The 21,858-nt window shown below is 41.4% G+C and carries 21 protein-coding genes and 1 pseudogene; 13 read left to right on the top strand and 9 right to left on the bottom strand.

The window, feature by feature from the left end:
* Positions 1 to 157: 157 nt before the first annotated feature.
* The 3 genes from UYK_RS0108180 (at position 158) to UYK_RS0108170 (ending at position 3,541) form a co-directional block, all read left to right on the top strand.
* Positions 158 to 550, top strand: coding sequence for a DUF3110 domain-containing protein (locus tag UYK_RS0108180; protein ID WP_016870173.1), 393 nt, complete (start codon positions 158 to 160; stop codon positions 548 to 550).
* A 245-nt stretch (positions 551 to 795) separates the two neighbouring features.
* Positions 796 to 1,722 carry an N-acetylmuramic acid 6-phosphate etherase gene (murQ, locus tag UYK_RS0108175; protein ID WP_016871232.1) on the top strand — a complete coding sequence of 309 codons (927 nt, stop codon included), beginning with the start codon at positions 796 to 798 and terminating at the stop codon, positions 1,720 to 1,722.
* Between the two features lie 640 nt (positions 1,723 to 2,362).
* Positions 2,363 to 3,541, top strand: coding sequence for a response regulator (locus tag UYK_RS0108170; protein WP_009460319.1), 1,179 nt, complete (start codon positions 2,363 to 2,365; stop codon positions 3,539 to 3,541).
* Between the two features lie 63 nt (positions 3,542 to 3,604).
* Here the strand turns inward: UYK_RS0108170 and UYK_RS0108165 are convergent, their stop codons facing one another.
* The 3 genes from UYK_RS0108165 to UYK_RS0108155 form a co-directional block, all read right to left on the bottom strand.
* Entirely contained in the window at positions 3,605 to 3,976 is a 372-nt protein-coding gene (locus UYK_RS0108165; protein WP_009460318.1) for a hypothetical protein, read from the bottom strand.
* Positions 3,977 to 4,125: 149 nt separating this feature from the next.
* Complete coding sequence (locus tag UYK_RS0108160; RefSeq protein ID WP_009460317.1) at positions 4,126 to 5,730, bottom strand: bifunctional pantoate--beta-alanine ligase/(d)CMP kinase; 1,605 nt, start codon at positions 5,728 to 5,730, stop codon at positions 4,126 to 4,128.
* Positions 5,731 to 5,899: 169 nt separating this feature from the next.
* On the bottom strand, positions 5,900 to 7,006 hold the full coding sequence (locus UYK_RS0108155) for a septal ring lytic transglycosylase RlpA family protein (protein ID WP_026086403.1): 1,107 nt from the start codon (positions 7,004 to 7,006) through the stop codon (positions 5,900 to 5,902).
* A 987-nt stretch (positions 7,007 to 7,993) separates the two neighbouring features.
* On the opposite strand from UYK_RS0108155, the gene glsA reads away from it, so the two are divergent.
* Positions 7,994 to 8,962, top strand: a complete 969-nt coding sequence (gene glsA, locus UYK_RS0108150; RefSeq protein WP_009460315.1) for a glutaminase A — start codon at positions 7,994 to 7,996, stop codon at positions 8,960 to 8,962.
* 68 nt (positions 8,963 to 9,030) lie between these two features.
* Here glsA and UYK_RS0108145 read toward each other — a convergent pair whose 3' ends face one another.
* The gene (locus tag UYK_RS0108145; protein WP_009460314.1) at positions 9,031 to 10,716 is read right to left on the bottom strand and encodes a dipeptide ABC transporter ATP-binding protein; all 1,686 of its coding nucleotides are present in this window, start codon (positions 10,714 to 10,716) and stop codon (positions 9,031 to 9,033) included.
* 197 nt (positions 10,717 to 10,913) lie between these two features.
* Positions 10,914 to 11,114: a hypothetical protein gene (locus UYK_RS26525; protein ID WP_009460313.1), complete on the bottom strand. Its 201-nt coding sequence runs from the start codon at positions 11,112 to 11,114 to the stop codon at positions 10,914 to 10,916.
* Between the two features lie 99 nt (positions 11,115 to 11,213).
* Between UYK_RS26525 and UYK_RS0108140 the strand changes: the two genes are divergently transcribed.
* The 6 genes and pseudogenes from UYK_RS0108140 to UYK_RS0108115 all read left to right on the top strand — a co-directional run bounded on the left by UYK_RS0108140 (position 11,214) and on the right by UYK_RS0108115 (position 16,028).
* Positions 11,214 to 11,744 carry a hypothetical protein gene (locus UYK_RS0108140; protein WP_009460312.1) on the top strand — a complete coding sequence of 177 codons (531 nt, stop codon included), beginning with the start codon at positions 11,214 to 11,216 and terminating at the stop codon, positions 11,742 to 11,744.
* A gap of 301 nt (positions 11,745 to 12,045) precedes the next feature.
* Positions 12,046 to 13,047, top strand: coding sequence for a HEAT repeat domain-containing protein (locus UYK_RS0108135; RefSeq protein WP_009460311.1), 1,002 nt, complete (start codon positions 12,046 to 12,048; stop codon positions 13,045 to 13,047).
* Positions 13,048 to 13,183: 136 nt separating this feature from the next.
* The gene (locus UYK_RS0108130; protein ID WP_009460310.1) at positions 13,184 to 13,906 is read left to right on the top strand and encodes a pyridoxine 5'-phosphate synthase; all 723 of its coding nucleotides are present in this window, start codon (positions 13,184 to 13,186) and stop codon (positions 13,904 to 13,906) included.
* Between the two features lie 155 nt (positions 13,907 to 14,061).
* Positions 14,062 to 14,709 (top strand): annotated as a pseudogene (locus UYK_RS0108125) (SnoaL-like polyketide cyclase); the annotation flags it as partial.
* Between the two features lie 133 nt (positions 14,710 to 14,842).
* On the top strand, positions 14,843 to 15,172 hold the full coding sequence (locus UYK_RS0108120) for an MgPME-cyclase complex family protein (protein WP_009460308.1): 330 nt from the start codon (positions 14,843 to 14,845) through the stop codon (positions 15,170 to 15,172).
* A 169-nt stretch (positions 15,173 to 15,341) separates the two neighbouring features.
* On the top strand, positions 15,342 to 16,028 hold the full coding sequence (locus tag UYK_RS0108115) for a hypothetical protein (RefSeq protein ID WP_009460307.1): 687 nt from the start codon (positions 15,342 to 15,344) through the stop codon (positions 16,026 to 16,028).
* 90 nt (positions 16,029 to 16,118) lie between these two features.
* Here the strand turns inward: UYK_RS0108115 and UYK_RS0108110 are convergent, their stop codons facing one another.
* From UYK_RS0108110 to folD, 3 genes are all read right to left on the bottom strand, one after another.
* Positions 16,119 to 16,577, bottom strand: a complete 459-nt coding sequence (locus UYK_RS0108110) for a divergent PAP2 family protein (protein ID WP_009460306.1) — start codon at positions 16,575 to 16,577, stop codon at positions 16,119 to 16,121.
* Between the two features lie 152 nt (positions 16,578 to 16,729).
* Complete coding sequence (gene crtE, locus UYK_RS0108105) at positions 16,730 to 17,656, bottom strand: geranylgeranyl diphosphate synthase CrtE (protein ID WP_009460305.1); 927 nt, start codon at positions 17,654 to 17,656, stop codon at positions 16,730 to 16,732.
* A gap of 126 nt (positions 17,657 to 17,782) precedes the next feature.
* Positions 17,783 to 18,667, bottom strand: a complete 885-nt coding sequence (folD, locus tag UYK_RS0108100; protein ID WP_009460304.1) for a bifunctional methylenetetrahydrofolate dehydrogenase/methenyltetrahydrofolate cyclohydrolase FolD — start codon at positions 18,665 to 18,667, stop codon at positions 17,783 to 17,785.
* A gap of 450 nt (positions 18,668 to 19,117) precedes the next feature.
* On the opposite strand from folD, the gene UYK_RS0108095 reads away from it, so the two are divergent.
* The 3 genes from UYK_RS0108095 (at position 19,118) to UYK_RS0108085 (ending at position 21,147) form a co-directional block, all read left to right on the top strand.
* Positions 19,118 to 19,459 (top strand): hypothetical protein, encoded by a 342-nt coding sequence (locus UYK_RS0108095; protein ID WP_235182312.1) that lies wholly within the window; start codon positions 19,118 to 19,120, stop codon positions 19,457 to 19,459.
* 23 nt (positions 19,460 to 19,482) lie between these two features.
* Positions 19,483 to 19,926: an NUDIX hydrolase gene (locus tag UYK_RS0108090; RefSeq protein ID WP_009460302.1), complete on the top strand. Its 444-nt coding sequence runs from the start codon at positions 19,483 to 19,485 to the stop codon at positions 19,924 to 19,926.
* A 129-nt stretch (positions 19,927 to 20,055) separates the two neighbouring features.
* On the top strand, positions 20,056 to 21,147 hold the full coding sequence (locus UYK_RS0108085) for an AI-2E family transporter (protein WP_009460301.1): 1,092 nt from the start codon (positions 20,056 to 20,058) through the stop codon (positions 21,145 to 21,147).
* On the opposite strand, the gene urtE is transcribed toward UYK_RS0108085, so the two are convergent.
* The gene (urtE, locus tag UYK_RS0108080) at positions 21,126 to 21,824 is read right to left on the bottom strand and encodes an urea ABC transporter ATP-binding subunit UrtE (protein WP_009460300.1); all 699 of its coding nucleotides are present in this window, start codon (positions 21,822 to 21,824) and stop codon (positions 21,126 to 21,128) included. The genes UYK_RS0108085 and urtE overlap by 22 nt on opposite strands.
* Positions 21,825 to 21,858: the final 34 nt, after the last annotated feature.

Raw genomic sequence — 21,858 nt, 5'->3', positions numbered from 1 at the left:
GGGGTGTCTGACAGGACGGGGTGAGGTTGCTTTCAAGTCAGAAGCCACGAAACCGCGATCGCCACACACCCCAACCAGCTCTCACCTTTAGCTTCATAATCTTTTCTTTGGACACCAGCTAGAACTTTAATTAAGAATAGACCCAAAAAAAGGAAAGATGATTACACCCATGCGTGTTTTTGTGTTAATCTTCAATGCTGGCACAGACAACGAAGGAATCCACACAGTTCGAGAAGGCGATCGCAATAAAATTCTCATGTTTGAGTCAGAAGACGACGCCACGCGCTTTGCTTTGATGCTAGAAGCCCAAGATTTCCCTACACCCGCAGTCGAGCCAATTGATGCTGAAGAGATCAAAGAGTTTTGTCAAAGTGCTGGCTATGATTGGGAAATCGTCACAGAAAATAGTGGTTTGGTGGTTCCCCCAGAAATCAATGTAGAAGAAACCGACTGGAAACCAGACACTGATACCCAAGAATCACCACCAGAAGCAGAATTGTCTGATTCGGAACTAGATAGTATTCGCCGCCGATTAGAAGGATTACTATAAATAGTCATTAGTCAATGGTCAATTGTCAATGGTCAATGGTTAAAAAACTCTTGACTCTGGACAATTGACACTTGACTCCACATAGTGGTTCAAGGACAACAAACAAACGATATCATGTCCGTTTAAAGACTTATCATATCTGTGAAGACCGGTAATTGGTAATTGATAATGGGTAATGGGAAAAATCTCTTGCCCAATGCCCAACTGCATCAAAATGATATCGTAAGTAATTAGCCGGACTTGATATGACTGATTTACACGAACGCGGACATCTGCTCACAGAACAAGTTAACCCTAATAGTCAGAACCTAGACCAACTCAGTTGTTTAGAGTTGGTAGAAATTTTTAATCGCGAGGACGAAAAAGCAGTGGCTGCGGTTGCTGCTGCAAAGATCCAGTTAGCTCAAGCAATTGAACATACCGCCGAGTGCTTGCAAAAGGGAGGACGGCTATTTTACGTTGGTGCAGGAACGAGTGGGAGATTGGGAGTATTAGATGCTGCTGAGTGTCCACCAACTTTTTGTACCCCTCCAGAACTCGTACAAGGAATTATTGCTGGTGGTGCTGCGGCGCTAGTACGTAGTTCTGAAGACTTAGAAGACCGCTTTCAAGATGGAGAAACGGCGATACAAGAACGACAAATAACCCAACTAGATGTAGTAGTTGGTATTACAGCTGGTGGGACAACACCTTATGTTCATGGCGCCATCAATGCTGCTCGTCAACGGGGAGCAACTACAATTTTTATCGCCTGTGTACCCGCTGAGCAAGTGAGTATAGAAGCAGATATTGATATTCGCCTCTTAACAGGTCCAGAGGTACTTGCTGGCTCTACTCGCCTCAAAGCTGGAACCGCAACTAAGCTAGCTTTGAATATTTTGTCTACGGGTGTGATGGTACGCTTAGGCAAAGTCTACGGAAATCGCATGGTAGATGTTGCGGTAACGAATAACAAATTACGCGATCGCGCTTTAAGAATCTTGCAAGACCTGACGGGCTTGAGTCGTGAAGCATCAGATTTTTTATTAGAACGCAGCGGTAAATGGGTAAAGTTAGCACTCCTAATGCACTGGACTGGCTTGGACAAAGAACAAAGTCTACAACTGCTTTCTGAAAATCAAGGTAATCTCAGAGCAGCGATCGCTAGCGGTAAAAACTACAACAAGTTCTAGAAGTCGGAGTATGGCTTTTAGCTTTTCTACTAAGTAGGGTTTTGGTATCAATTATTTTATTTAGTATAAACATAAATTTTGAGATGCCGTGTTAGTTTAGTCGGCTTTGTAGTGAGCGCAGGTATACTCCATGAAATTGAATTGCTTACTACGAAGCGATTTCTCCACAATATTCTCAGCGACAAACCACCTATTTCTACAAATTAACATAACAATAAAATCAGAATTAATACGGATACAAACTTAAGTTCAAAAGTATACTATGTATATATAATTCCTAGAAAAGTTTGATTTTGAACTTAGGAAATCTGTATACCAACACATAAAAATACAGCTGTTTTCAAACTAATCAACTTGGATCTTGCACCTACTTTTTCGCCTGCCAAGAAATAAATTTATTGGCTCAAAGCTCAAGCTTACTAGATATACATTTGAGTCCGTTTTCACGGACTTGGGCTATGAGGGTTGAACTTCTGTTCAAGCGCACTCAGGGCGAGGTGCAACTTTCTCTAAACCTTCCTTGGTGTGGGAAAAAGACTCATTTAATTTGAACCATAAAAATATAGTTAATTAATAATGTGTCGATAAAAATCGACATAATCAAAATAATTTACCCATGATATTAATCAAGGAAAAAAATATGAACCATGCGCCAATGATGGTAGCAGATAAATTAATTAATGAATTGAAACTTTGTAATCAATCACAATACAGTGGCAGATTAAATATAAAAAGTGCCAATGGTCAAAAATGGATTTTATATTATTATTTTGGCAGAATAATTTGGGCAACAGGAGGTACTCATCCCTTCCGGCGTTGGCGTCGACAAATCGCCCAAAACTGCCCTAGTATAGATGTTGATAAGATATCTTTGCACTCTCAAGAAGCATCTCTTGATTATTGGGATTATTCTCTGCTAACTTCTCTATACAAGCAACAAAAAATTAAGCGTGAACAAATGATTTCTGTGATAGAAAACACCATTGCAGAGTTATTATTTGATATCAATCAACAAGCAAATTTTTACTCCATAAGTTGCGATCGCAACCAAGAAACTATCTTAGAAGCAGCAATCAGTATCGCAGGTGCAGATATGTCTTTCAAACTGATGCAAGAGTCTTGGAAAAATTGGTCAGAAGCTGGTTTGACGAATATATCACCTAATTTAGCCCCAACAGTAAGAAAACCAGATCAACTTCACAAACAGGTAAGTTCAGCAGTCTACAAGAATTTTCTGACTTTAATTAATGGCAAATACACTTTATGGGATTTAGCCGTAAAAATGAAGCAAAGCGTACTTAAAGTTACCCATTCTTTGCTTCCTTATATATCCAAAGGAACAGTTGAATTAGTAGAAGTTTTTGACTTGCCTTTACGAGTTGTTGAAGTTAATAATAAGTCTTTGATTCAAAAAATCACAACTGACAATAGTCCACTGATTGCTTATGTTAATAATAACCCTTCGGTTAGTCAAACACTAGAGGATATTATTATCTCAAATGGGTTTAGATTTATTAATGTTCAAGATAGCATTCATGCCCTATCAATCCTCATTGAACATAGACCAAACCTGATTTTTTTGAATTTGGTGTCGCCAGTTACTAGTGGTTATGAAATCTGCGCTCAACTCAGGCGTGTTTCCCTATTTGCTAATACGCCGATAGTTATCTTAACAGACAGCGATAATCTTTTAGGCAGAGTTCGAGCTAAAGTTGTAGGTTCTACAGATTTGCTCGCCAAACCTGTATCACCTGAAAAGGTGATGGCTATAGTACGTAAATACACACAAACCACTTCAGAATTTATCAATACTAAATAGTCATCAGTCATTTGTCATTTGTTGTTTGTTTACTAATGACCAATGACCAATGATGACCAATAACTAATCTTCGAGTGATTGTGCTGGTACTTCAACGGCTGTCACGTCAATAGTTCCATCGGGTGTAATGCGCTGAAAATGGCCCTGTTGCACTGACAACAGTTCTCCACAATTAGGACACTGCAACTGAGTCTGATTCAAACCCGTAAATTCGTATCTACAAACGGGACAGCGATCAGTAACTAAGTTACGTTGCAACCACCAACGAAACCCAAAAAACGCCAGAATAGGCGTAAGCAAAAGTAGCCCAACGATTATCAGCAACGAATTTACCAACCAGCCCAAGCCTAATGATCCTAGTAACCACGCAATTACTACGAGGGTAAGCCAAGGGCGGAGTTGATACAGACTTAACTGAAAGTTTTTAAAGCTCATTTGTTAAAGTATCGTCCTGCTCTTCCTCTAGGATAGCGAGTTTATTCTCAGATTCATTGACTTAATGTAAATTAACTTCTGCTTTGTGAAGTCAATAGTCAATTGTCCAGAGTTTTTACAAATGACCATTGACCAATGACCAATGACTACTAAAACTGAGATAAGCGTTGCTGGTAATAGTCAACAATTTTTTCTGTGACTTCGGTTACTGACAAACCATCTGTGCTAATTTCAACCGCATCTGGCGCTTTCTTTAAAGGAGAAACTTTGCGGGTGCTATCTTTCCAGTCACGTTCGGCGATATCTTTTTCTAGCTGTTCTAAAGATATGTCACTTTGACCTTGTTTTTGAAAGTCACGTAGGCGGCGACGGGCGCGTTCTTGCACAGAGGCGGTTAAAAAGATTTTTACTTCTGCATCAGGGAAAACATGGGAACCGATATCCCGTCCTTCTGCAACTAAGCCACCTTTTTTGCCCCACCTTTGTTGTTGTTTGACTAATGCTTGACGCACAGCACTTTGTGCAGCTATAGCCGAAACATTGGATGTCACCGCAATTGAGCGAATTGCTTGGGTAACATCATGATGGTTAATCCACACTTGTACTGGAGATTGTAAGTCCTGCCCCGGAGCCAGTTCAATCACACACCCACTAGCTAATTCTGCGATCGCACACTCATCATCTAGGGCGATTCCTTCATGCAGTACCAACCAAGTGACAGCACGGTACATGGCTCCTGTATCCAGATATACTAGACCTAGTTTTGCTGCTACCTGCCGAGCAACGGTAGATTTGCCAGCTCCGGCTGGCCCGTCAATAGCAATAATTGCCTGGCGATCGCGCAAAATGGTGTTATCAATCAAACGTGTAGAACCAAGACGAGCAGCGATCGCGAGCATTCCTTCCTCCTGAACTGTTTCTATTGGCATTAAAGTATTTGGTTCAACCAATTCAATATATTCCACAGATACAGAACTGACCATTGCTATTTCTTGCTGAACTGCTGCAATGAGCTTGTTAGCATTGCGTTCTCCAGCACGAAAAGCTGCTTGGGCTTTTTGCAAGCCACTATACAACACAGCTGCTTGCTGTTTTTCTGTGGTAGTCAAATATTGGTTACGAGAACTGATGGCTAAACCAGATGTTTCTCGCACCGTTGCACAAGCAACAATTTCGATCAAAAAATTCAAATCAACTACCAGCTGTTTGATCATAGCCAGCTGCTGACCATCTTTTTGACCAAAATAAGCTCGATCAGGCTGTACCAAATTGAAAAGTTTGGTCATGATCGTAGCCACACCCTGAAAGTGACCAGGCCGATAGCGACCACACAAGCCAGATATCATAGCAGATGGCGGGTTGACTTGTGTAACCTTTGATTCTTGTATATTTTTCAGGTCAACTCCCATTTCTTCTGGAGTCGGCGCAAAAACTATATCCACCCCTGCTTGCTCGCACAGTTGCAGGTCTTGGTCTAAAGTGCGGGGATAACGGTGAAAATCCTCATTGGGGCCAAATTGCAAAGGATTGACGAAAATACTGACAATAACCGTAGCATTTTCTTGCCGCGCCCGTTGAATTAAACTTAAATGACCTTTGTGTAAGGCTCCCATGGTGGGGACTAGACCAACAGCCGTCAAGGGTCTGCCAGTCACCTCAAATTCTGATGGCCGTTCTTGCTCTATAAGCTGATTTTCCGAACGGCGCTGATTTAAATAGCAGCGTAATGCCACAGTAGTTGTCAACAGGCGCACAAAAATACCCCTAGTCTTGAATCTAGCTCTCCCCCGTTAGTTTATATCCGAAAGTGAGGCAAGAGGCTAGTCTAGGGGAACAAGAAGATTTTTTAGTCGTTAGTGGTTATTGGTTAGTGGTACTTAAATGCCAACAGCCAACAACCAACTACTAACTACCAACTACTAACTACCTTCCCAAAACTTCAATTCGCACAGGCGCTATGCCGCTACCTATCATACCTAAAACGCGCGCTGCACCTAGAGAGAGGTCAATAACCCGACCACGAATGTATGGACCTCTGTCATTGATGCGCACAGTCACAGACCGACCATTGCGGGTATTGGTTACACGCACCCTTGTACCAAAAGGCAAGCTGCGGTGAGCTGCTGTCATTCCATGTGGATTGAACCTCTCGCCTGTGGCGGTTTTATTGCCGGAAAAATCGTAGCCGTAGTAGGAAGCTATGCCTTTGAAAGTATCTTGAACTTTAACGGCAAGCTTATGTGGTAGCTTAGCTGGTAGTGATTCTAATGAACTGGCAGGTAAGTTAGCGATCTGGTTTATAGGCGATGCGTTGCCTATGAGTCGGCGCAAGCGGTTGGTCACTTGCAATGCATCCTGAACTGGATCGTTGGTTGTATCCGCTAGTTTTGTGTTTTGATCAATCTCTACCAGTTCTTGATTGTTGACTTTGATAACGAAGCGATCGCCAGCTTTTTGTTGAGCATTTAATCCTTTTTTCTGGTCTTGCTTGGATGTTGTAGATGCGTTTGGTGCTTTCCAGCTGACGATGATTTTACTGGCGTCTACTTTATCTAGAACTAGCTGGTTAATTTTTGCTGCTACTACACTTGCCCTTTGAATTGGGTCTTCTGTTGCCGAGCTAGTCTGACTTGTCAAACTTATGCCTGTTCCATTGGTTGCTGCTATTTGAGTGGAACTGCTGCTATCAAGAGCTTTGGATATCCCGTTGAAGTTACCAATTTCACCAACTTTTGTTTCTTGATTGGCAACTGACTTTTGTCCTAAAAAGCTGAGAACGGGAATATCGCGGATATAGAGCGTTGCCACTGGGCGACCTGCTACTTGGTGTGTGTGAATCTTGGCGATCGCACCACCTGCAACAGGATTTGCTGTTGGGGATTGGTATTCTCCTACTTTTTCCACATCACCTGAAGGCAGAAGTGGTGAGCTTGGAGCAGTTTTCTTAGCTGTTTCTGTACGTCCAACTAAGGGCATCCCCAAAACAGTGCTACACACAGCGACAACAGTCCACAAATGTTTTTGATTCATGCGTCCGAATATTAAAGCTACTGAAGAACGGATGTTTGACAGTTCGTGGGTTAGGTATTTCATGAAAATTACCTTCTCCAACAATCGAACTCGTTCCGCTTTCACTTTTTGCTATTAACTGCAACAGATTAACACGAACCTCTGAACTTGGGGATCAGGGTTTTAGCGTAAGACTCGGTAAATTTATCAAAATTAAATGAGTATTTCAAGGTCAAAACCTTTCTCAAAAGCGGATTTTGACGATGTAACAGTTTTTTTTATTGTTTAGAAATTTTATTAAGAAAACTTGACACGATTTGGTATTCAAATCAATGAAATTGCATATGGGCTTGCCTAAAAAGCTCATTAATGTTATTTAGTTTCTCAAAAATTTGACTTTCCCATAAATATACTTATAATAAGTAGATATACTCAAGATAAGAAATTATCATTAGTCATAAACTTTAAGTTATATTTATAACAATTTTTCCGTAGAATTTGCCAATAGTTCATCAAAGATAGCAATTAGGGGATCGCTGATTATAAAGTCGATATACAAAATTAGCTTTGCAGTGATTTCGATATTGATTATCTTTTTATAAATGTGATTCTGGCAACAAGTGTCTGGATACACTGAATTAACCCAACACAGCAGATATGTAGTAAATTAATTTACATATATCTGGAATATAGAACTGGAAAGTAATTCCAGTTGCATGGAACATTTTTTACAATAGAACAAAAAATATTTTTTTCAAAAATTAACCAGATTTGCTGGTGTTATACGAATAATTTGTAACTACGGCAAAGAAACTTAATATTTTGCTTTGGGTAGTTGAGAACGAGTTATTTTTCAAACTGAGTTGTTAATAGAAGGGTGAAGGATGAAAAAATAGCCGAACAATAAACAGTTTTGGTCTATATACTTCATATATGTCCATCGAAAAATAAAAGTGTTTTATCCGATTTTCTTCTAATTTCATCCTTCAGACTTTTTGACTCAACTTCATGACAAACCAAGAAGAACTAGCAAGAAATCCATCTTCACTACAAGCTTATATTGATGACTTGTATTCTAAATACGAGTCATTACAGGATGGAGTAGTTGCGAACTACATTCCAGAATTGGCCAAGGTAGACCCAGAGTTGTTTGCCATTAGCATCGTCAATGTTAACGGTGAAATTTACGAAGTTGGAGATTATCAGCAGCTGTTTACAATTCAATCCATATCAAAGGTGTTCGCATACGGACTCGCTCTTATGGATCACGGGCGAGATTATATATTGACCAGAGTAGGTGTAGAGCCAACAGGGGACGCGTTTAACGCCATAGTCCTTGACGAACAATCCAAACGACCTTACAACCCAATGGTCAATGCAGGAGCGATCGCCACCACTAGCTTGATCAAAGGGTCAGACGCAACCGAACGTTTAAACCGGATGTTAGATATGTTTCAGAAATACATCGGACGTGATGTATTTGTTGATATCTCAGTATTCACCTCAGAACGCACCACCGGACACCGTAACCGGGCGATGGCCCATCTCATGCTCAACTTTGGCATGATTGACAAACCCATTGATGAAGCGTTGGATCTGTACTTCCAGCAGTGTGCTGTGATGGTCAATTGCCATGATTTAGCAGTAATGGCGGCGACATTAGCTAACAAGGGTGTCAATCCCATCACCAATGAACAAGCTATAAAAAGCTGTTATGTCAAAGACATTCTGAGTGTCATGTACACCTGTGGGATGTATAACTTTGCTGGTGAATGGGCTTACAAAGTTGGTATTCCTGCCAAAAGTGGTGTCTCTGGTGGAATTATTGCCGTAGTACCCAACAAGATGGGAATTGCAGTATTCTCACCCCGCTTAGATGCACGCAGTAACAGCGTCCGGGGAGTCAAGGTGTGCGAGGAACTGTCTCAACATTTAGGTTTACATTTGTTTGAGTGTTCGCCGTTAGTCAATATTTAATAGTTAATTGTTGGTTGTTGGTGGTTAGTGGTTAGTGGTTGATAACTGATCAGCGATCACTGAATTACTTATGCTCTTGCTAACAAAGGCGCAGCAGCAAGGAGAGTTTGCGTATAGGGATGTTGGGGATTGGCAAAAATCTCTTTAGTGGGGCCCATTTCAACAATCTTGCCACCGTTCATAACGGCAATGCGATCGCACAAGAACCTTGCCAACCATAAATCATGAGTTATAAACAAATACGTTAAATCAAATTCTTCCTTCAACTCCAGCATCAAATCCAATACTTGTGACTGTACGCTAGCATCTAACATGCTCACGGGTTCATCACAAATCAAAAGTTTGGGGTGAGTGATTAAAGCACGAGCAATTGCGACTCGTTGCTGCTGTCCTCCTGATAAATCCGAGGGATAACGCTGATAATAAACTTCCGGTGGTTGTAACCCAACTTTTTCTAACATCTGCAAAACCTGCTGTTTTGCTTCTTCAGGAGTTGCCAGTTGGTGAATTAATAAAGGGTCAGCTATACTTTGTCCTACCGTCATCGCAGGATTGAGGCAAGCATGGGGATCTTGAAAGACCATTTGCATTTGCCGCCGTTGCAGACGAATTTCTTGCCGAGATAGGTTAGTAATGTCTTTACCAAGAAACTCTACTTTGCCAGCGCTAGGACGAATTAGTTGCAAAATTGTTCGCGATAAGGTACTTTTGCCACAACCAGACTCTCCGACTAATCCTAAAATCTCTCCCGGATAAAGTTCTAGGTTGATGCCGTCAACTGCTTTAATAGTTTGACCTGGGCCTTTAAATATGCGCTCAACAAAATTCGGCTCAATGGTGTAGTGCTGTTTTAGATCTACAACACGCAGAATAGGGGATCGGGCTTCCGAGATGGGGTGGTGGGGTGGTGGGGTGGTGGGGTGATTGAGTGAATTCTTCTCCCCATCTTCTTTGTCCTCCACCGCCTGAATATGCAAAGCTGCTTGTAAGAGCGATCGCGTGTATTCGTGTTGAGGATGCCGAAATACGGTTTCTGTAGCACCCATCTCTACCATTTTGCCGTTATACATCACGCCAATGCGATCGCAATACTCTGCTACCATTGCCAAATCATGGGAAATCAGCAACAGGGCCATATTTTCTTCGGCACACAGGCGTGTGAGTTCCTGCAAAATCTGAGCCGAGACAGTGACATCTAGGCTGGTGGTGGGTTCATCGGCAACTATCAGCTTTGGTTGCAACAACAAAGCTAAAGCAATTGCAACCCGTTGCCGCATTCCACCGCTAAACTCATGGGGATACTGATGCCAGCGAGTAGCAGGTATATTAACCTTTTCTAAAGTGGCGATCGCTTTTTCTTTTGCTGCTTTTGCTGACAATTGGGGTGAGTGTGCCTTGAGCGTTTCAATACAGTGGTTGCCGATGGTCATCAATGGATCGAGGCGCGTCATTGGATCTTGAAAGATCAATGCCACTGCTTCCCCCCGAAATTTTCGCATCTCTACGGGTGTCAAATCAAACACTGACCGTCCTTGAAATTTTACCTGTCCCTCAATCCGAGTGGATGGTGGTAGCAATCGCATTGCTGCCCTCCCCAAAGTTGACTTACCACACCCAGACTCTCCTACCAATCCTATTTTTTCACCTGGTCGAAGACTGAAAGACACATCATCAACAGCCCATTGAGTCTTTTCATCACTACGGTGAGGATAGGCAACCCGCAAATTTTCAATAGAGAATAAAGTATCACTCATATGATTTAGCTATCACCAGTAATATCAAGTTAGGCTCAGTGCTGACAGAGAAAGGCAGAGGGCATTGAGCATGGGAAAAATCATCAGTATCTTAATTACCCTTCGGGTTTACTACTTTGCCATCTGGCATCAAGCCAAGACGGCAAGTAGTCTCACCAATTACCCATTATGAACCGTTTGCGGCAACAAGAGATACACTAGTGAAGAGCCACTGGAGCATGAGCGCAACTCACGCTAACAACACAATCCAAGTTTTCTTGATATGGTGTTTGTCTTTGATGCCAAGACGAATACTGTAGGCAATGCCCGATAATTAAATCCGCTTCATCTTCATTTAACTGTTTTGGTGCTTTTTGCCAGTTACGGAAATTTCTACATCCAACAGGGCGATCACACATCCAGCTAACATAACTTTCTAGTGATATTGGTAATATAAAAGTCCCAGTTCACTTTAAAACTGTCTTTTATTAAAAATCTCAACCAAAATCAATTAACAAATGCTCATATCTGCTGATACGCGGATTTCTTTTCCACTCTCCCTAGTCTACGCTACCTATCGGGATAAGCTAATTGAACTTGTTCCCTACATGCCAAACGTGCGTCAAATTGAGGTGAAATCTCGTCAAGAGGAAGATAAACGAGTTTACAGTATTAACGAATGGCATGGAGGTGGAGACATTCCATTGGCAGCAAGAGCCATACTCAGTGAAGATATGCTCTCTTGGACTGAATACAATACTTGGAACGAGGCTGAGTTTGTGGTGGAGTGGCAGATTAAAACTCACGCTTTTACCGAAGCGGTTCACTGTGCAGGTAAGAACCGCTTTATTGCAGATGGTGATGCCACACTGATTAAGAGTCGTGGCGAACTGATAATTGACCCCAAGCAAATCAAAGGTGTACCCTGGTTCATCGCAACCAAAGTCGCAAACATAGTTGAAGATTTTCTCAGCAAAAAAGTTGAACCGAATCTATTCCAAATGAGTGAAGGAGTACGTCAGTATCTGGAAAAACAGACAAAAGGCTAAAAATATTAATTGAAGCAGGGGGAGATGGGAAAAATATTTTACCCTATCGCCTAAGTACAAAAGCTTATCTACAGTGGTTAGCAATAGTAGTAGATGATACATTTTCTGTATTCTTTAATCCTGTGAGGTTAATCGCTCAACCTTAAGAGAAAAAGCTTATTCCCAACAATAGACCACCGTTACCAACCATATTGAAAATACTGATGTAAAAAATTTTCAAAATAATAATTAACATTTAGTTCTGTCTGAAGTTATCGTGGTATCCATGAATTCCACATATATTCTGACTAAAATTTAGTATATGAGGCTATGCCGTTATTCAATTGCGCTGACTATCTGTTTTACTTACCTGAGTTTGGGCTATAGTTCCCCAAGTACAGCAACACAAAACCTTGAGAGATGGGGAACTCGGGAGCCTTACTCCTCCCTGGAAGCGGGAATTAGGGACAATAGGGAGATGGCGAAAAAGACTTCACTTCACCACCCCAGCCCATCGCTTGAAGTGTTGCATTTTAACACAACTTGGTCTAAAAATATTCTTGCCAGCCCCAACCCAGAATCCACTAAAACTAACAAGCAATCAAAAGATTACGACTTGATCTGGTGGTTAGTAGTGGCGATCGCGATTTTGGGAGCTAGTGGTGCATTGTTATTTTTTATAAAATTATTGGGCACAAGCAAAAAAGTTATACCTAGCAAAAGTGATACTTTATCTTTGGAAGACTCCAGTGATATAGATTCCCAACAACAGACACAGCCTCCCGAAGAATTAGATAACAGTCTACAAGTATCTACCACATCACAAACAGTAAAATTACTGCCACCATCACCAACACAAAGCACCTCCCGCCTAACTAAAGTCAATATTGTTGAAGAATTAATTCAAGATTTAAACAGTCCTGATCCTATCAAGCGACGCAAAGCAATTTGGAGTTTAGGTCAACAAGGAGACTCACGGGCGATTCAACCGTTAGTAGATTTAATGATTGATGCAGATTCACAACAGCGGAGCCTAATCTTGGCTGCTTTAGCAGAAATTGGCATCAGCACACTTAAACCGATGAATAACGCTTTGGCTATCTCTCTACGAGATCAAAGCCCACAAGTACGGCAAAATGCTATCCGTGACCTGACTCGTGTTTATGACATGATGGCTCAAATTAGCCAGATTTTATGTCATGCAGTGCAAGATTCCGATCCTGATGTCCAAGCAACAGCACGATACGCCCTTGCACAAATGAATCGGATACGAAGTTTGCCTTCTGGTGACAGCCTATCTGATAATTCACCAAGAATACCGTAGCGTGGTGGTGGGGATTAGGGGCAATGGGGAGTGTGAGGGGTAGTGAACAACTACTAACCACTAACCAACAATTGACTACCGAACCAGTATTTCCGCTAAAATCATCTCTGGATTGTGGATTAGGGAGAAACTAGGGTTGCCGACACTTGGTGTAAACATTGACCATATCGCCACTATCCGGCAAGCGCGACGGACGGTGGAACCAGACCCAATAGCAGGGGCAATATTGGCAGAATTGGGTGGTGCAGATGGTATTACTGCCCATCTGCGAGAAGATAGACGGCATATCCAAGAACGGGATGTGCGTTTATTGCGACAGACAGTCAGAACACATTTGAATTTGGAAATGGCGGCGACAGATGAAATGGTTGCCATAGCCCTCGAGATCAAACCAGACTATGTGACTTTAGTTCCTGAACGACGGGAAGAAGTGACTACGGAAGGTGGATTGGATGTCGCAGGTCAGATTGATAGAATTGGAGAGGTTGTTGATAAACTACAGGGTGCTGACATTCCAGTGAGTCTGTTTATTGATGCAGAATCGGCACAAATACAAGCATCTCGGACGGTACGGGCAAATTTTATTGAATTGCACACTGGTCGATATGCTGAAGCGAAAAATGAAACTAGTCGTCAACAGGAGCTAGACCTGTTGGCAGCAGGATGTGAACAAGCAATCAAAGCCGGATTGCGAATAAACGCTGGTCATGGACTCACCTACTGGAACGTTTACCCCGTTGCTTGTCTTCCTGGTATGGAAGAACTCAATATAGGTCATACCATCATCAGCCGGGCTGTATTAGTAGGTATGGAAAGGGCAGTTCAGGAGATGAAATTAGCTATGCGCGGTAATCTGTAAACAGTGAACAGTTATCAGTTAATCTTTAGCTAATACTTGTTCAGTAATCACTAATAATCGATCACCGAAAAGCTAGAAGAAAAAGTCTCTGCGAAATCTAAAATTTTAGTGGTATTTACGGTTACGGCAAGTCAACTTTGAAACCAAGGAATTTTATGAGCGCAACACAATCTCAAGACCTTCCGCTTTGGGTACAAGACCGGGATACAGTAATTGCACAAAGCAAAAATGCCCAATGGCGATACGGCGCCCCTCCTGATTATTCCGATTCAAAAGCAGGTCTAGCCCAGGAGAGCAAATGCCGCCATATAGAAGGTTCTCTAGAAGCGATCGTGCAAAACTTGGTCAGAACTTTTGAGATGGAGGTTTCTTTTAAAAGTAATCCCCAAGAGTGGTTATCTGTTGTACAATACAAGTTTCGCATGAGTAGTAATGGAGGTCAGTCCTACACAGCCGAAGATGTGTTTGCATCTGGAACTTATAATCTATTCATCGGTGATATAGATAATTACAAAGCTTCTGAGGAAAGTTTTGAATCTTCAGGTCAGCTTTTTAAGACTGCCTTTCCAAAAGGATTTTTGTGGGAAGTGCTGGAGGTTTATTCAGGGCCACCCAACGTTACATTTAAGTGGCGTCATTGGGGGACTTTTAATGGTCCATATAAAGACCATGCACCCACAGGGGAAACGGTGGAGATAGTGGGCATGAGTGTTGCTCGTGTTACTGATGACTTGAAAATTCTCTCTGTTGAGCATTATTTTGACAACAGTCAATTTTTTAACAAGCTCACAAGTGGCGGTAAATAGGCTAGTGATGAACAATCAGCTTATAGTTGTCCTTTCGGGTCGTAGTTAAAGAGGCTAAAGCTGAGATAATTTTCAAGGACATAGTAGATAATACTATGTCCTTACCTTAGCTGTTTAGTAAAGAACAAAAATGAAAACATACTATTACGTTTTAGCAAGCCAACGCTTTTTACTAGAAGAAGAACCGATGGAAGAAGTGTTGCGGGAACGTACCCGTCACTACCACGAACAAGAAAAGGAAATTGATTTTTGGGTAGTGAAACAACCTGCTTTTCTGGAATCTCCCCGGATGGCACAAGTTAAGGCAAAGTGTCCGCAACCAGCAGCAGCGATCATTTCTACCAATCCCCAATTTATTACTTGGTTAAAACTGCGCTTAGAATACGTCCTTACAGGAGAATTTCAAGCCCCTAGTGAAAGTATCCCCGATCCTTTGGCTTCTCTTGCCAGTGTGTCTTAGTGTTGGGGATAGGGGAACGGGGATGAGAATTAATAACCACTAACTATTCCATACCCATTACCCATCACCCATTACCCATTACCCATTACCCATTACCTAACTAAAATATATGGAACAAATATATGTATTTTTTATCAAAGATGGTGGATAATACTGTGAATTTACTTTTATGTATAAACCAGCGGTGTATAAATTTCAGGATCAACCAAATATTTTTTTAGGTAGTTTCACACTAGCGATCGCCTCGTTTGTTTACTTTTCCTCTTTGGTCGCTGGTGTCAATACTGCTGTTGCTCAACAACAAAAAACTCCCGTTTGTCAACCTCCCAATCCTGGCGAATATGTATTGTTGATAATCAGTCCAACACAGGATAGTCGCAATCAATTGCATCGGGCCTTACCGTCTGAGCTTAAGACTACAAACTGTAGATATCTCAACGATACAGTCACTAGAATCGGCGGATTTACTAGAATTGATGATGCCAACCGTTGGGCTAGGTATATCAATAGCATCGCGGGTTTGTCTGCTATTATTACCACTCGACCAGCAGACGTAGCAGTAGCACCAAGTCAGACACCTAGCTTTCAACCTCAACGTTTGGGAAACGGTTTCGCCGTCTTAGTAGATTATTTCAACCGTCCAGAACTGGCAAATCAAGTTAAACAAACAGTGGGGGGCGATGTCGGTTTTGTAGCTTATGGACAGCGCCATTACTTGCTAGCATCCTATACAACTAATCAAAAAGATGCATACAGCATATTAAAAAAACTCTCAGAACGAGGTTTTTTTGCTGTGATTGTGGACAGTAGTAAGGTGATGCTGTTGCGATCGGCAGTGAATATACCACAAAATTAAATTGGTAATTGGTAATTGGTAATTGGTAATTGGTCAACAACTACTAACTACTAACTACTAACCACTAACCACTAACCAATAACAAATCTTTCAATTATAAGCATAACTAGCTAACCACGAGATGGTGATACCTAATGCTGAGCCTGCTATCACCTGAAATGGTGTATGTCCTAACAATTCCTTAAGGCGATCGCCTGTAAACTCTGGGTGTTCGTGAAACAATTCATCAATCATTTGGTTGAGAATACGAGCTTGTTTGCCAGCAGCTTGACGGACTCCAGCTGCATCGTACATGACAATAATCGCAAAAACTGTGGCAAGGGCAAATTCAGCAGAAGCCCAGCCATGAGTTTGCCCCACGCCAACTGCTAAAGCCGTAACTAGAGCTGAATGAGCGCTGGGCATACCTCCGGTTGTGACTAAGACACTTACATTTAATTTTCGATTCTTGACTAGTTCAATGATGAGCTTCAAAGCTTGAGCCATCAAACAAGCTACTAGAGCGACCACCAACACCCGGTTGTCTAAAATATTACCTATATCCTGCATGGTATTTTGGTCAGGTTAATAACAATGAGCAGCATGTTGTGTGTGTGAGAAAGTAATAGATGCAACCAAAAATCCACAATTAACCCAGTACTGTACATCAGAAAATCAGTAAACAGTCCACCAGTTACTGATAACTGTTAACTGATAACTGCTTAGTGACTACGACTGGTGATAAAGTGAGCTAGTGCCACTAATGGTTCTGCCGCTTTCCCAAAGGGTTCTAATTCTGCACAAGCAGACTCAATTAGCTGTTGGGCTTGTTTTTGAGATTTTTCAATTCCCCAGAGGCTTGGATAGGTTACTTTCTTGGCTTTTTGATCTTTGCCTACAGTTTTTCCTAGCTGCTCTTGTGTAGAGGTGATATCTAAGATGTCATCAATAATCTGGAAGGCTAGCCCAATATTCTTGGCGTAGCAAGAGAGTCTTTTTAAATTGTCTTCTGATGTTCCTGCCAAAATTCCACCACAAACTACACTAGCTTCTAAAAGCGCTCCTGTTTTGTGGTGATGAATAAAATCCAATGTTTCTGAACAAATATCTGATTTCCCTTCTGATTCTAAATCGAGTACTTGACCACCCACCAAACCAGCCGCACCTACTGCACGCCCTAGATGGGCGACTACTCGCAATAACCGCTCTGCTGGCACGTCTTCGGTATTCACAGCCACATATTCAAAAGCGTAAGCTAACAAGCCATCTCCAGCCAAAATAGCGATATCTTCACCGTATACCTTGTGATTGGTGAGTTTACCGCGACGATAATCATCATTATCCATTGCTGGCAAATCATCGTGAATTAAAGACATAGTGTGAATCATCTCCAATGCACACGCTGTTGGCATAGCTATGGCGATGTTTCCACCCGTCATTTCACAAGTAGCAAGGCAAATAATGGGGCGCAGGCGCTTACCTCCAGCTAAAAGCGAGTAGCGCATTGCTTCATAAATTTTTTCTGGATAACGTACGGAAATAGCCTGTTCTAAAGCTACTTCACATAGCTTTTGTCGTTCTTTTAAATAGGTAATGAGGTCAAAAGTTGCTTTTCCTGGAGTTTGTTTCAGGTTATCCGTTGTTACCATCCTTAATTTCCTTAAATTTATGTTATTTAAGTAACAATTTCAAGGGAAAGAGTCATGATTAGTTGGTAGTTGGTGGTTAGTGGGGTTAGGTATTTTAAACAACCAACAACAAACAAACAACAATTATCACTCTTTAGTTTTTAAGCGTTGGCTGTAGCTATCCACTGTATTTTGCAATAACATAGCCACAGTCATAGGTCCAACACCGCCAGGTACTGGGGTGAGGAATTCTGCCACATTAGCAACTGATTCAAATTGGACATCGCCGACTAAGCGGCTATTGCCATTGTCATCGGTGACACGATTTATCCCCACATCTACCACAACAGCGCCTGGTTTAACCATCTGGGCCGTAATTAGTTCTGGACGACCAACAGCTGCAATTAAGATATCAGCGTTTTTGGTTATGGCTGGGAGATTGTGCGATCGCGAATGGGCAATTGTCACTGTTGCATCAGCCTGTAAGAGCATTAATGCCAATGGCTTACCCACCAAAATACTACGTCCTACCACTACTGCTTGTTTAGAGCGCAAGGAAATTTCATATTCTTGCAACAGACGCATAACTCCCGCCGGCGTACAGCTACGCAAACCAGGTTCACTCCGCAGGAGTTTGCCTAAATTCACTGGGTGTAATCCATCGGCGTCTTTGCCAGGATCAATTTGATGCAATAAGGAAATAGCATCTAGATGATTGGGTAGGGGCAATTGCACAAGAATACCATCCACCCGTTCATCCTGGTTTAGGTGATGAATAACTTCTTCTAGTTCGGCTTGGGTGGTTTGTGTGGGAAAATGCTTACCAAAAGAAGCCATACCGATTTTTGTACAGGCTCTTTCTTTCCCGCGGACATAAGCAGCTGAGGCTGGGTTATCCCCCACCATTAGTACTGCTAAACCAGGTGGGCGTCCTATGTGGGGTTGTAATCTGGTAATAGTAGCAGACAATTCTTGCTGAATTTTTGTAGCTAGGGCTTTACCATCAAGCAGTTTAGCAGTGTTTGTTTCCATCAGAACTAACAAAAATACGCTCTTTTTTTTGGTGTCGCTGTCTCATGCTGTAGCGCTTTTCAAACAGCATTTGCCATAGGAAAGGGGAAAGAGGGAACAGGGTCGGGGAAGATGATTAATAACCACTAACCATTCCATTACCTATTACCCATTACCTATTACCCATTTTCTCAGATTGGTTGCTGCAACTGAGAGTGTATTTTGAGAAGTGAAGAACATGGGTAAACTGAAGGGGAACTGACTCATTGTAAATAGCGACAAAGCAACCACTGATGCCAAAATTTCCCCAAAGGGTATCTTTATATGCTACAGGCACATAAATTTTACATTAATTTCAAAAAAGAATGTCATAAATGGGTTGACAAAACTCAGATTTCTAAAAAGATTCCCAATTCAAAATCCAAAATCCAAAAGCCAAAATCGTATTACCTTCCTTCCACAGTTTTTTATTTGGGATTAACTTACTTTCTCACAGCTGGATTAGTAAGTTGCAGTAATTTCAGCTTTTTTGGGATCAACGCTCTTGGTGCAAATGTGACTCCAATTCGAGAACTGCGATCGCAACCAGATAGTAATACAACAGTATACATCCAAGGCAAGGTGGAAAAAATAGCTCCCCTCTTGAAACGACGAGCGTATTTGGTAAGGGACGAGACAGGTAAAATTTGGGTCATCACCAATCAAACAAATTTGCGAGTTGGAGATCAAGTAGTAATCAAAGGTCAAATTCGCTACCGGAGTATTCCGATTGCAAACAGAGAATATGGGGAAGTGTATGTAGAAGAAAAGTAATGATTCTGTCCCAAGGAAAATTTATGAGTCAGCAACCAGTGCATGTAGCGATCGCTATTCTCTACCAAAAAGACAAATTTCTCATGCAACTGCGTGATAACATTCCCAATATTCTCTACCCTGGTTACTGGGGACTATTTGGCGGACATATCGAACTTGGTGAAACCCCAGATGTAGCAGTGAAGCGAGAAATTTTAGAAGAAATTGGCTACAATCTACCTCCAACAGTGTCTGAGTTTGGTTGTTATGGTGATGACTCTGTGGTACGTCACGTTTTCCAAGCGCCACTGTTAGTGGAATTAAATCAACTTGTTCTTAACGAAGGTTGGGATATGGGTTTAGTAACATCAGATGAAATTCATCAAGGACAATGTTATTCCCAAATCGCAGGAGAAGTCCGTCCTCTTGGACCAGTGCATCAGCGAATTTTGTTAGATTTTATGAAAAAGGGAATCTTCAATGGTTAGTGGTAAAAGATCAACAATAAATCACTAACAACTAACTTGAAGATGGGTGTAAGGGTGTGGGGAGATGGGGAGATGGGGAGTAGTAAGTCATTAGCCACTAACAACCAACAACTAATATAACAATTCCCAATGTCAGCAAATCAACTTCCGCGATGGTTAAATATAGCCTTAGCATTTCCCTTGATCATTCTCAATGGTTGGGTTTTGCTTCAGGTAATTAATTATTTTCAACCTTTAGTCAGCATTGTTGTTGCTGCTATTTTATTAGCTTTTATTCTGGATTATCCAATTCGATTTGTGCAAGGAAGAGGGGTGAAACGTAATCTTGCTATTGCTGGAGTACTACTGTTGGCTGTACTAATATTAGTAGCTGTAGGTATTACTTTAGTACCGCTGATTATACAACAACTCAACGAACTTGCTAATATTTTGCCGACATGGATAGATTCTGGTAGCCAACAACTACAAGCTTTACAAAATTGGGCAACAACTGAACAATTACCAGTTCATTTAAGTGGTTTAATACCTCAAATTCTCGACAGAATATCCAATCAAATTCAAAATTTTACGGGTAGGATATTAGGCTTTGCTTTAGATACTATTGGTAGCTTAGTTAATGTTTTGTTAACAGTAGTACTGACTTTCTACTTAGTTTTAAATGGAGAGCGCTTGTGGGATGGTATCTTTCTGTGGTTTCCATCTCATGTTGGCTTACAAGTGCGTCACTCATTACGAGAAGATTTTCAAAATTATTTTATCGGTCAGGTAACATTAGCTACTATTTTGGCATCAGGGATTACTCTAGCTTTTTTGGCGCTGCGAGTTCCTTTGAGTTTACTTTTTGGATTAGTAATTGGTTTTTTTGCTTTGTTTCCTTTTGGGACAGGGATAGGTATTACTATAGTCAGTTCTTTAGTCGCATTAAGTAATTTTTGGTTAGGAGTAGAAGTTTTAATTGTAGCAGTAGCGATCGACCAATTTAACTACAATTTTGTTGCGCCTCGCATTCTGAGTAACTTAACTGGTTTAAACCCTGTTTGGGTGGTAATTTCTTTATTGATAGGTGCAAAATTAGGAGGATTATTAGGACTTTTAGTTGCTATTCCTTTAGGAAGTTTTATCAAAAGTGTTGGCGATAATTGGCGTGAAGGGAAATTCACTCCCGCAACCAACGAGGATGTTAAATATAGTTCCGAAATTCAGACAGCCAAAAACCTTTGAATTACTTCCTGACTGAGTTCGCTGGTAGAACCAGAGGCGACAATACCACCTTTTTGCATAGCGTAATAGTAATCGGCTTGGCGGACAAAGTGTAGGTGTTGTTCTACTAATAAAACAGAAATACCTGTAGTTGCGACAATCCGGCGGATTGCGGCTTCAATTTCTAGAATAATCGAGGGTTGAATTCCTTCTGTGGGTTCGTCTAATAAAAGTAATTGGGGTTGTCCCATTAAAGCACGTGCGATCGCTAATTGTTGTTGCTGTCCACCACTCAAATCACCACCCATACGGGAAAGCATAGTTTTCAACACAGGAAATAGCGTTAAAATTTCTTCGGGTATTTCTTGATTTTTCGCTGGTTTTTTTCTCGCTTCTAAACCCAATAACAGATTTTCTTTCACCGTTAAACGCGGTATGATTTCCCGTCCTTGGGGGACATAACCAATTCCCATTTTTGCTCTTTGATCGGGAGACTTGGAATTTATAATTGTTTCATTCAAGGCAATTTTACCGCTACGGTGTTTGAGTAAACCCACAATTGTTTTGAGGAGAGTAGTTTTCCCTACACCATTACGTCCGATGAGACAAACCATTTGTCCATCTGGAACACTCAGATCGACATTACGAAGAATGTGACTTTCGCCGTAGAAGACATCAAGGTTAGATATTTGCAACATAATTTTGTATTTATAGGAAGAAGAAACGAACACA

It is taken from the genome of Fischerella thermalis PCC 7521, from assembly GCF_000317225.1.
In the GTDB taxonomy this organism is placed as follows: Bacteria; Cyanobacteriota; Cyanobacteriia; order Cyanobacteriales; family Nostocaceae; genus Fischerella; species Fischerella thermalis.
Note: the sequence above shows the minus strand (reverse complement) of the source record. Positions and strands in the feature narration are given on the sequence as shown.

Excerpts from the sequence above, each read along its gene's own strand:
- UYK_RS0108135 (WP_009460311.1), top strand. The coding sequence starts at position 12,046 with ATGAGGCTATGCCGTTATTCAATTGCGCTGACTATCTGTTTTACTTAC.
- UYK_RS0108085 (WP_009460301.1), top strand. The coding sequence starts at position 20,056 with ATGTCAGCAAATCAACTTCCGCGATGGTTAAATATAGCCTTAGCATTT.
- UYK_RS0108145 (WP_009460314.1), bottom strand. The coding sequence starts at position 10,716 with ATGAGTGATACTTTATTCTCTATTGAAAATTTGCGGGTTGCCTATCCT.
- crtE (WP_009460305.1), bottom strand. The coding sequence starts at position 17,656 with ATGGTAACAACGGATAACCTGAAACAAACTCCAGGAAAAGCAACTTTT.
- UYK_RS0108140 (WP_009460312.1), top strand. The coding sequence starts at position 11,214 with ATGCTCATATCTGCTGATACGCGGATTTCTTTTCCACTCTCCCTAGTC.
- UYK_RS0108170 (WP_009460319.1), top strand. The coding sequence starts at position 2,363 with ATGAACCATGCGCCAATGATGGTAGCAGATAAATTAATTAATGAATTG.
- UYK_RS26525 (WP_009460313.1), bottom strand. The coding sequence starts at position 11,114 with ATGTGTGATCGCCCTGTTGGATGTAGAAATTTCCGTAACTGGCAAAAA.
- UYK_RS0108155 (WP_026086403.1), bottom strand. The coding sequence starts at position 7,006 with ATGAATCAAAAACATTTGTGGACTGTTGTCGCTGTGTGTAGCACTGTT.
- UYK_RS0108115 (WP_009460307.1), top strand. The coding sequence starts at position 15,342 with ATGTATAAACCAGCGGTGTATAAATTTCAGGATCAACCAAATATTTTT.
- glsA (WP_009460315.1), top strand. The coding sequence starts at position 7,994 with ATGACAAACCAAGAAGAACTAGCAAGAAATCCATCTTCACTACAAGCT.
- UYK_RS0108120 (WP_009460308.1), top strand. The coding sequence starts at position 14,843 with ATGAAAACATACTATTACGTTTTAGCAAGCCAACGCTTTTTACTAGAA.
- UYK_RS0108110 (WP_009460306.1), bottom strand. The coding sequence starts at position 16,577 with ATGCAGGATATAGGTAATATTTTAGACAACCGGGTGTTGGTGGTCGCT.
- UYK_RS0108180 (WP_016870173.1), top strand. The coding sequence starts at position 158 with ATGATTACACCCATGCGTGTTTTTGTGTTAATCTTCAATGCTGGCACA.
- urtE (WP_009460300.1), bottom strand. The coding sequence starts at position 21,824 with ATGTTGCAAATATCTAACCTTGATGTCTTCTACGGCGAAAGTCACATT.
- UYK_RS0108090 (WP_009460302.1), top strand. The coding sequence starts at position 19,483 with ATGAGTCAGCAACCAGTGCATGTAGCGATCGCTATTCTCTACCAAAAA.
- murQ (WP_016871232.1), top strand. The coding sequence starts at position 796 with ATGACTGATTTACACGAACGCGGACATCTGCTCACAGAACAAGTTAAC.
- UYK_RS0108165 (WP_009460318.1), bottom strand. The coding sequence starts at position 3,976 with ATGAGCTTTAAAAACTTTCAGTTAAGTCTGTATCAACTCCGCCCTTGG.
- folD (WP_009460304.1), bottom strand. The coding sequence starts at position 18,667 with ATGGAAACAAACACTGCTAAACTGCTTGATGGTAAAGCCCTAGCTACA.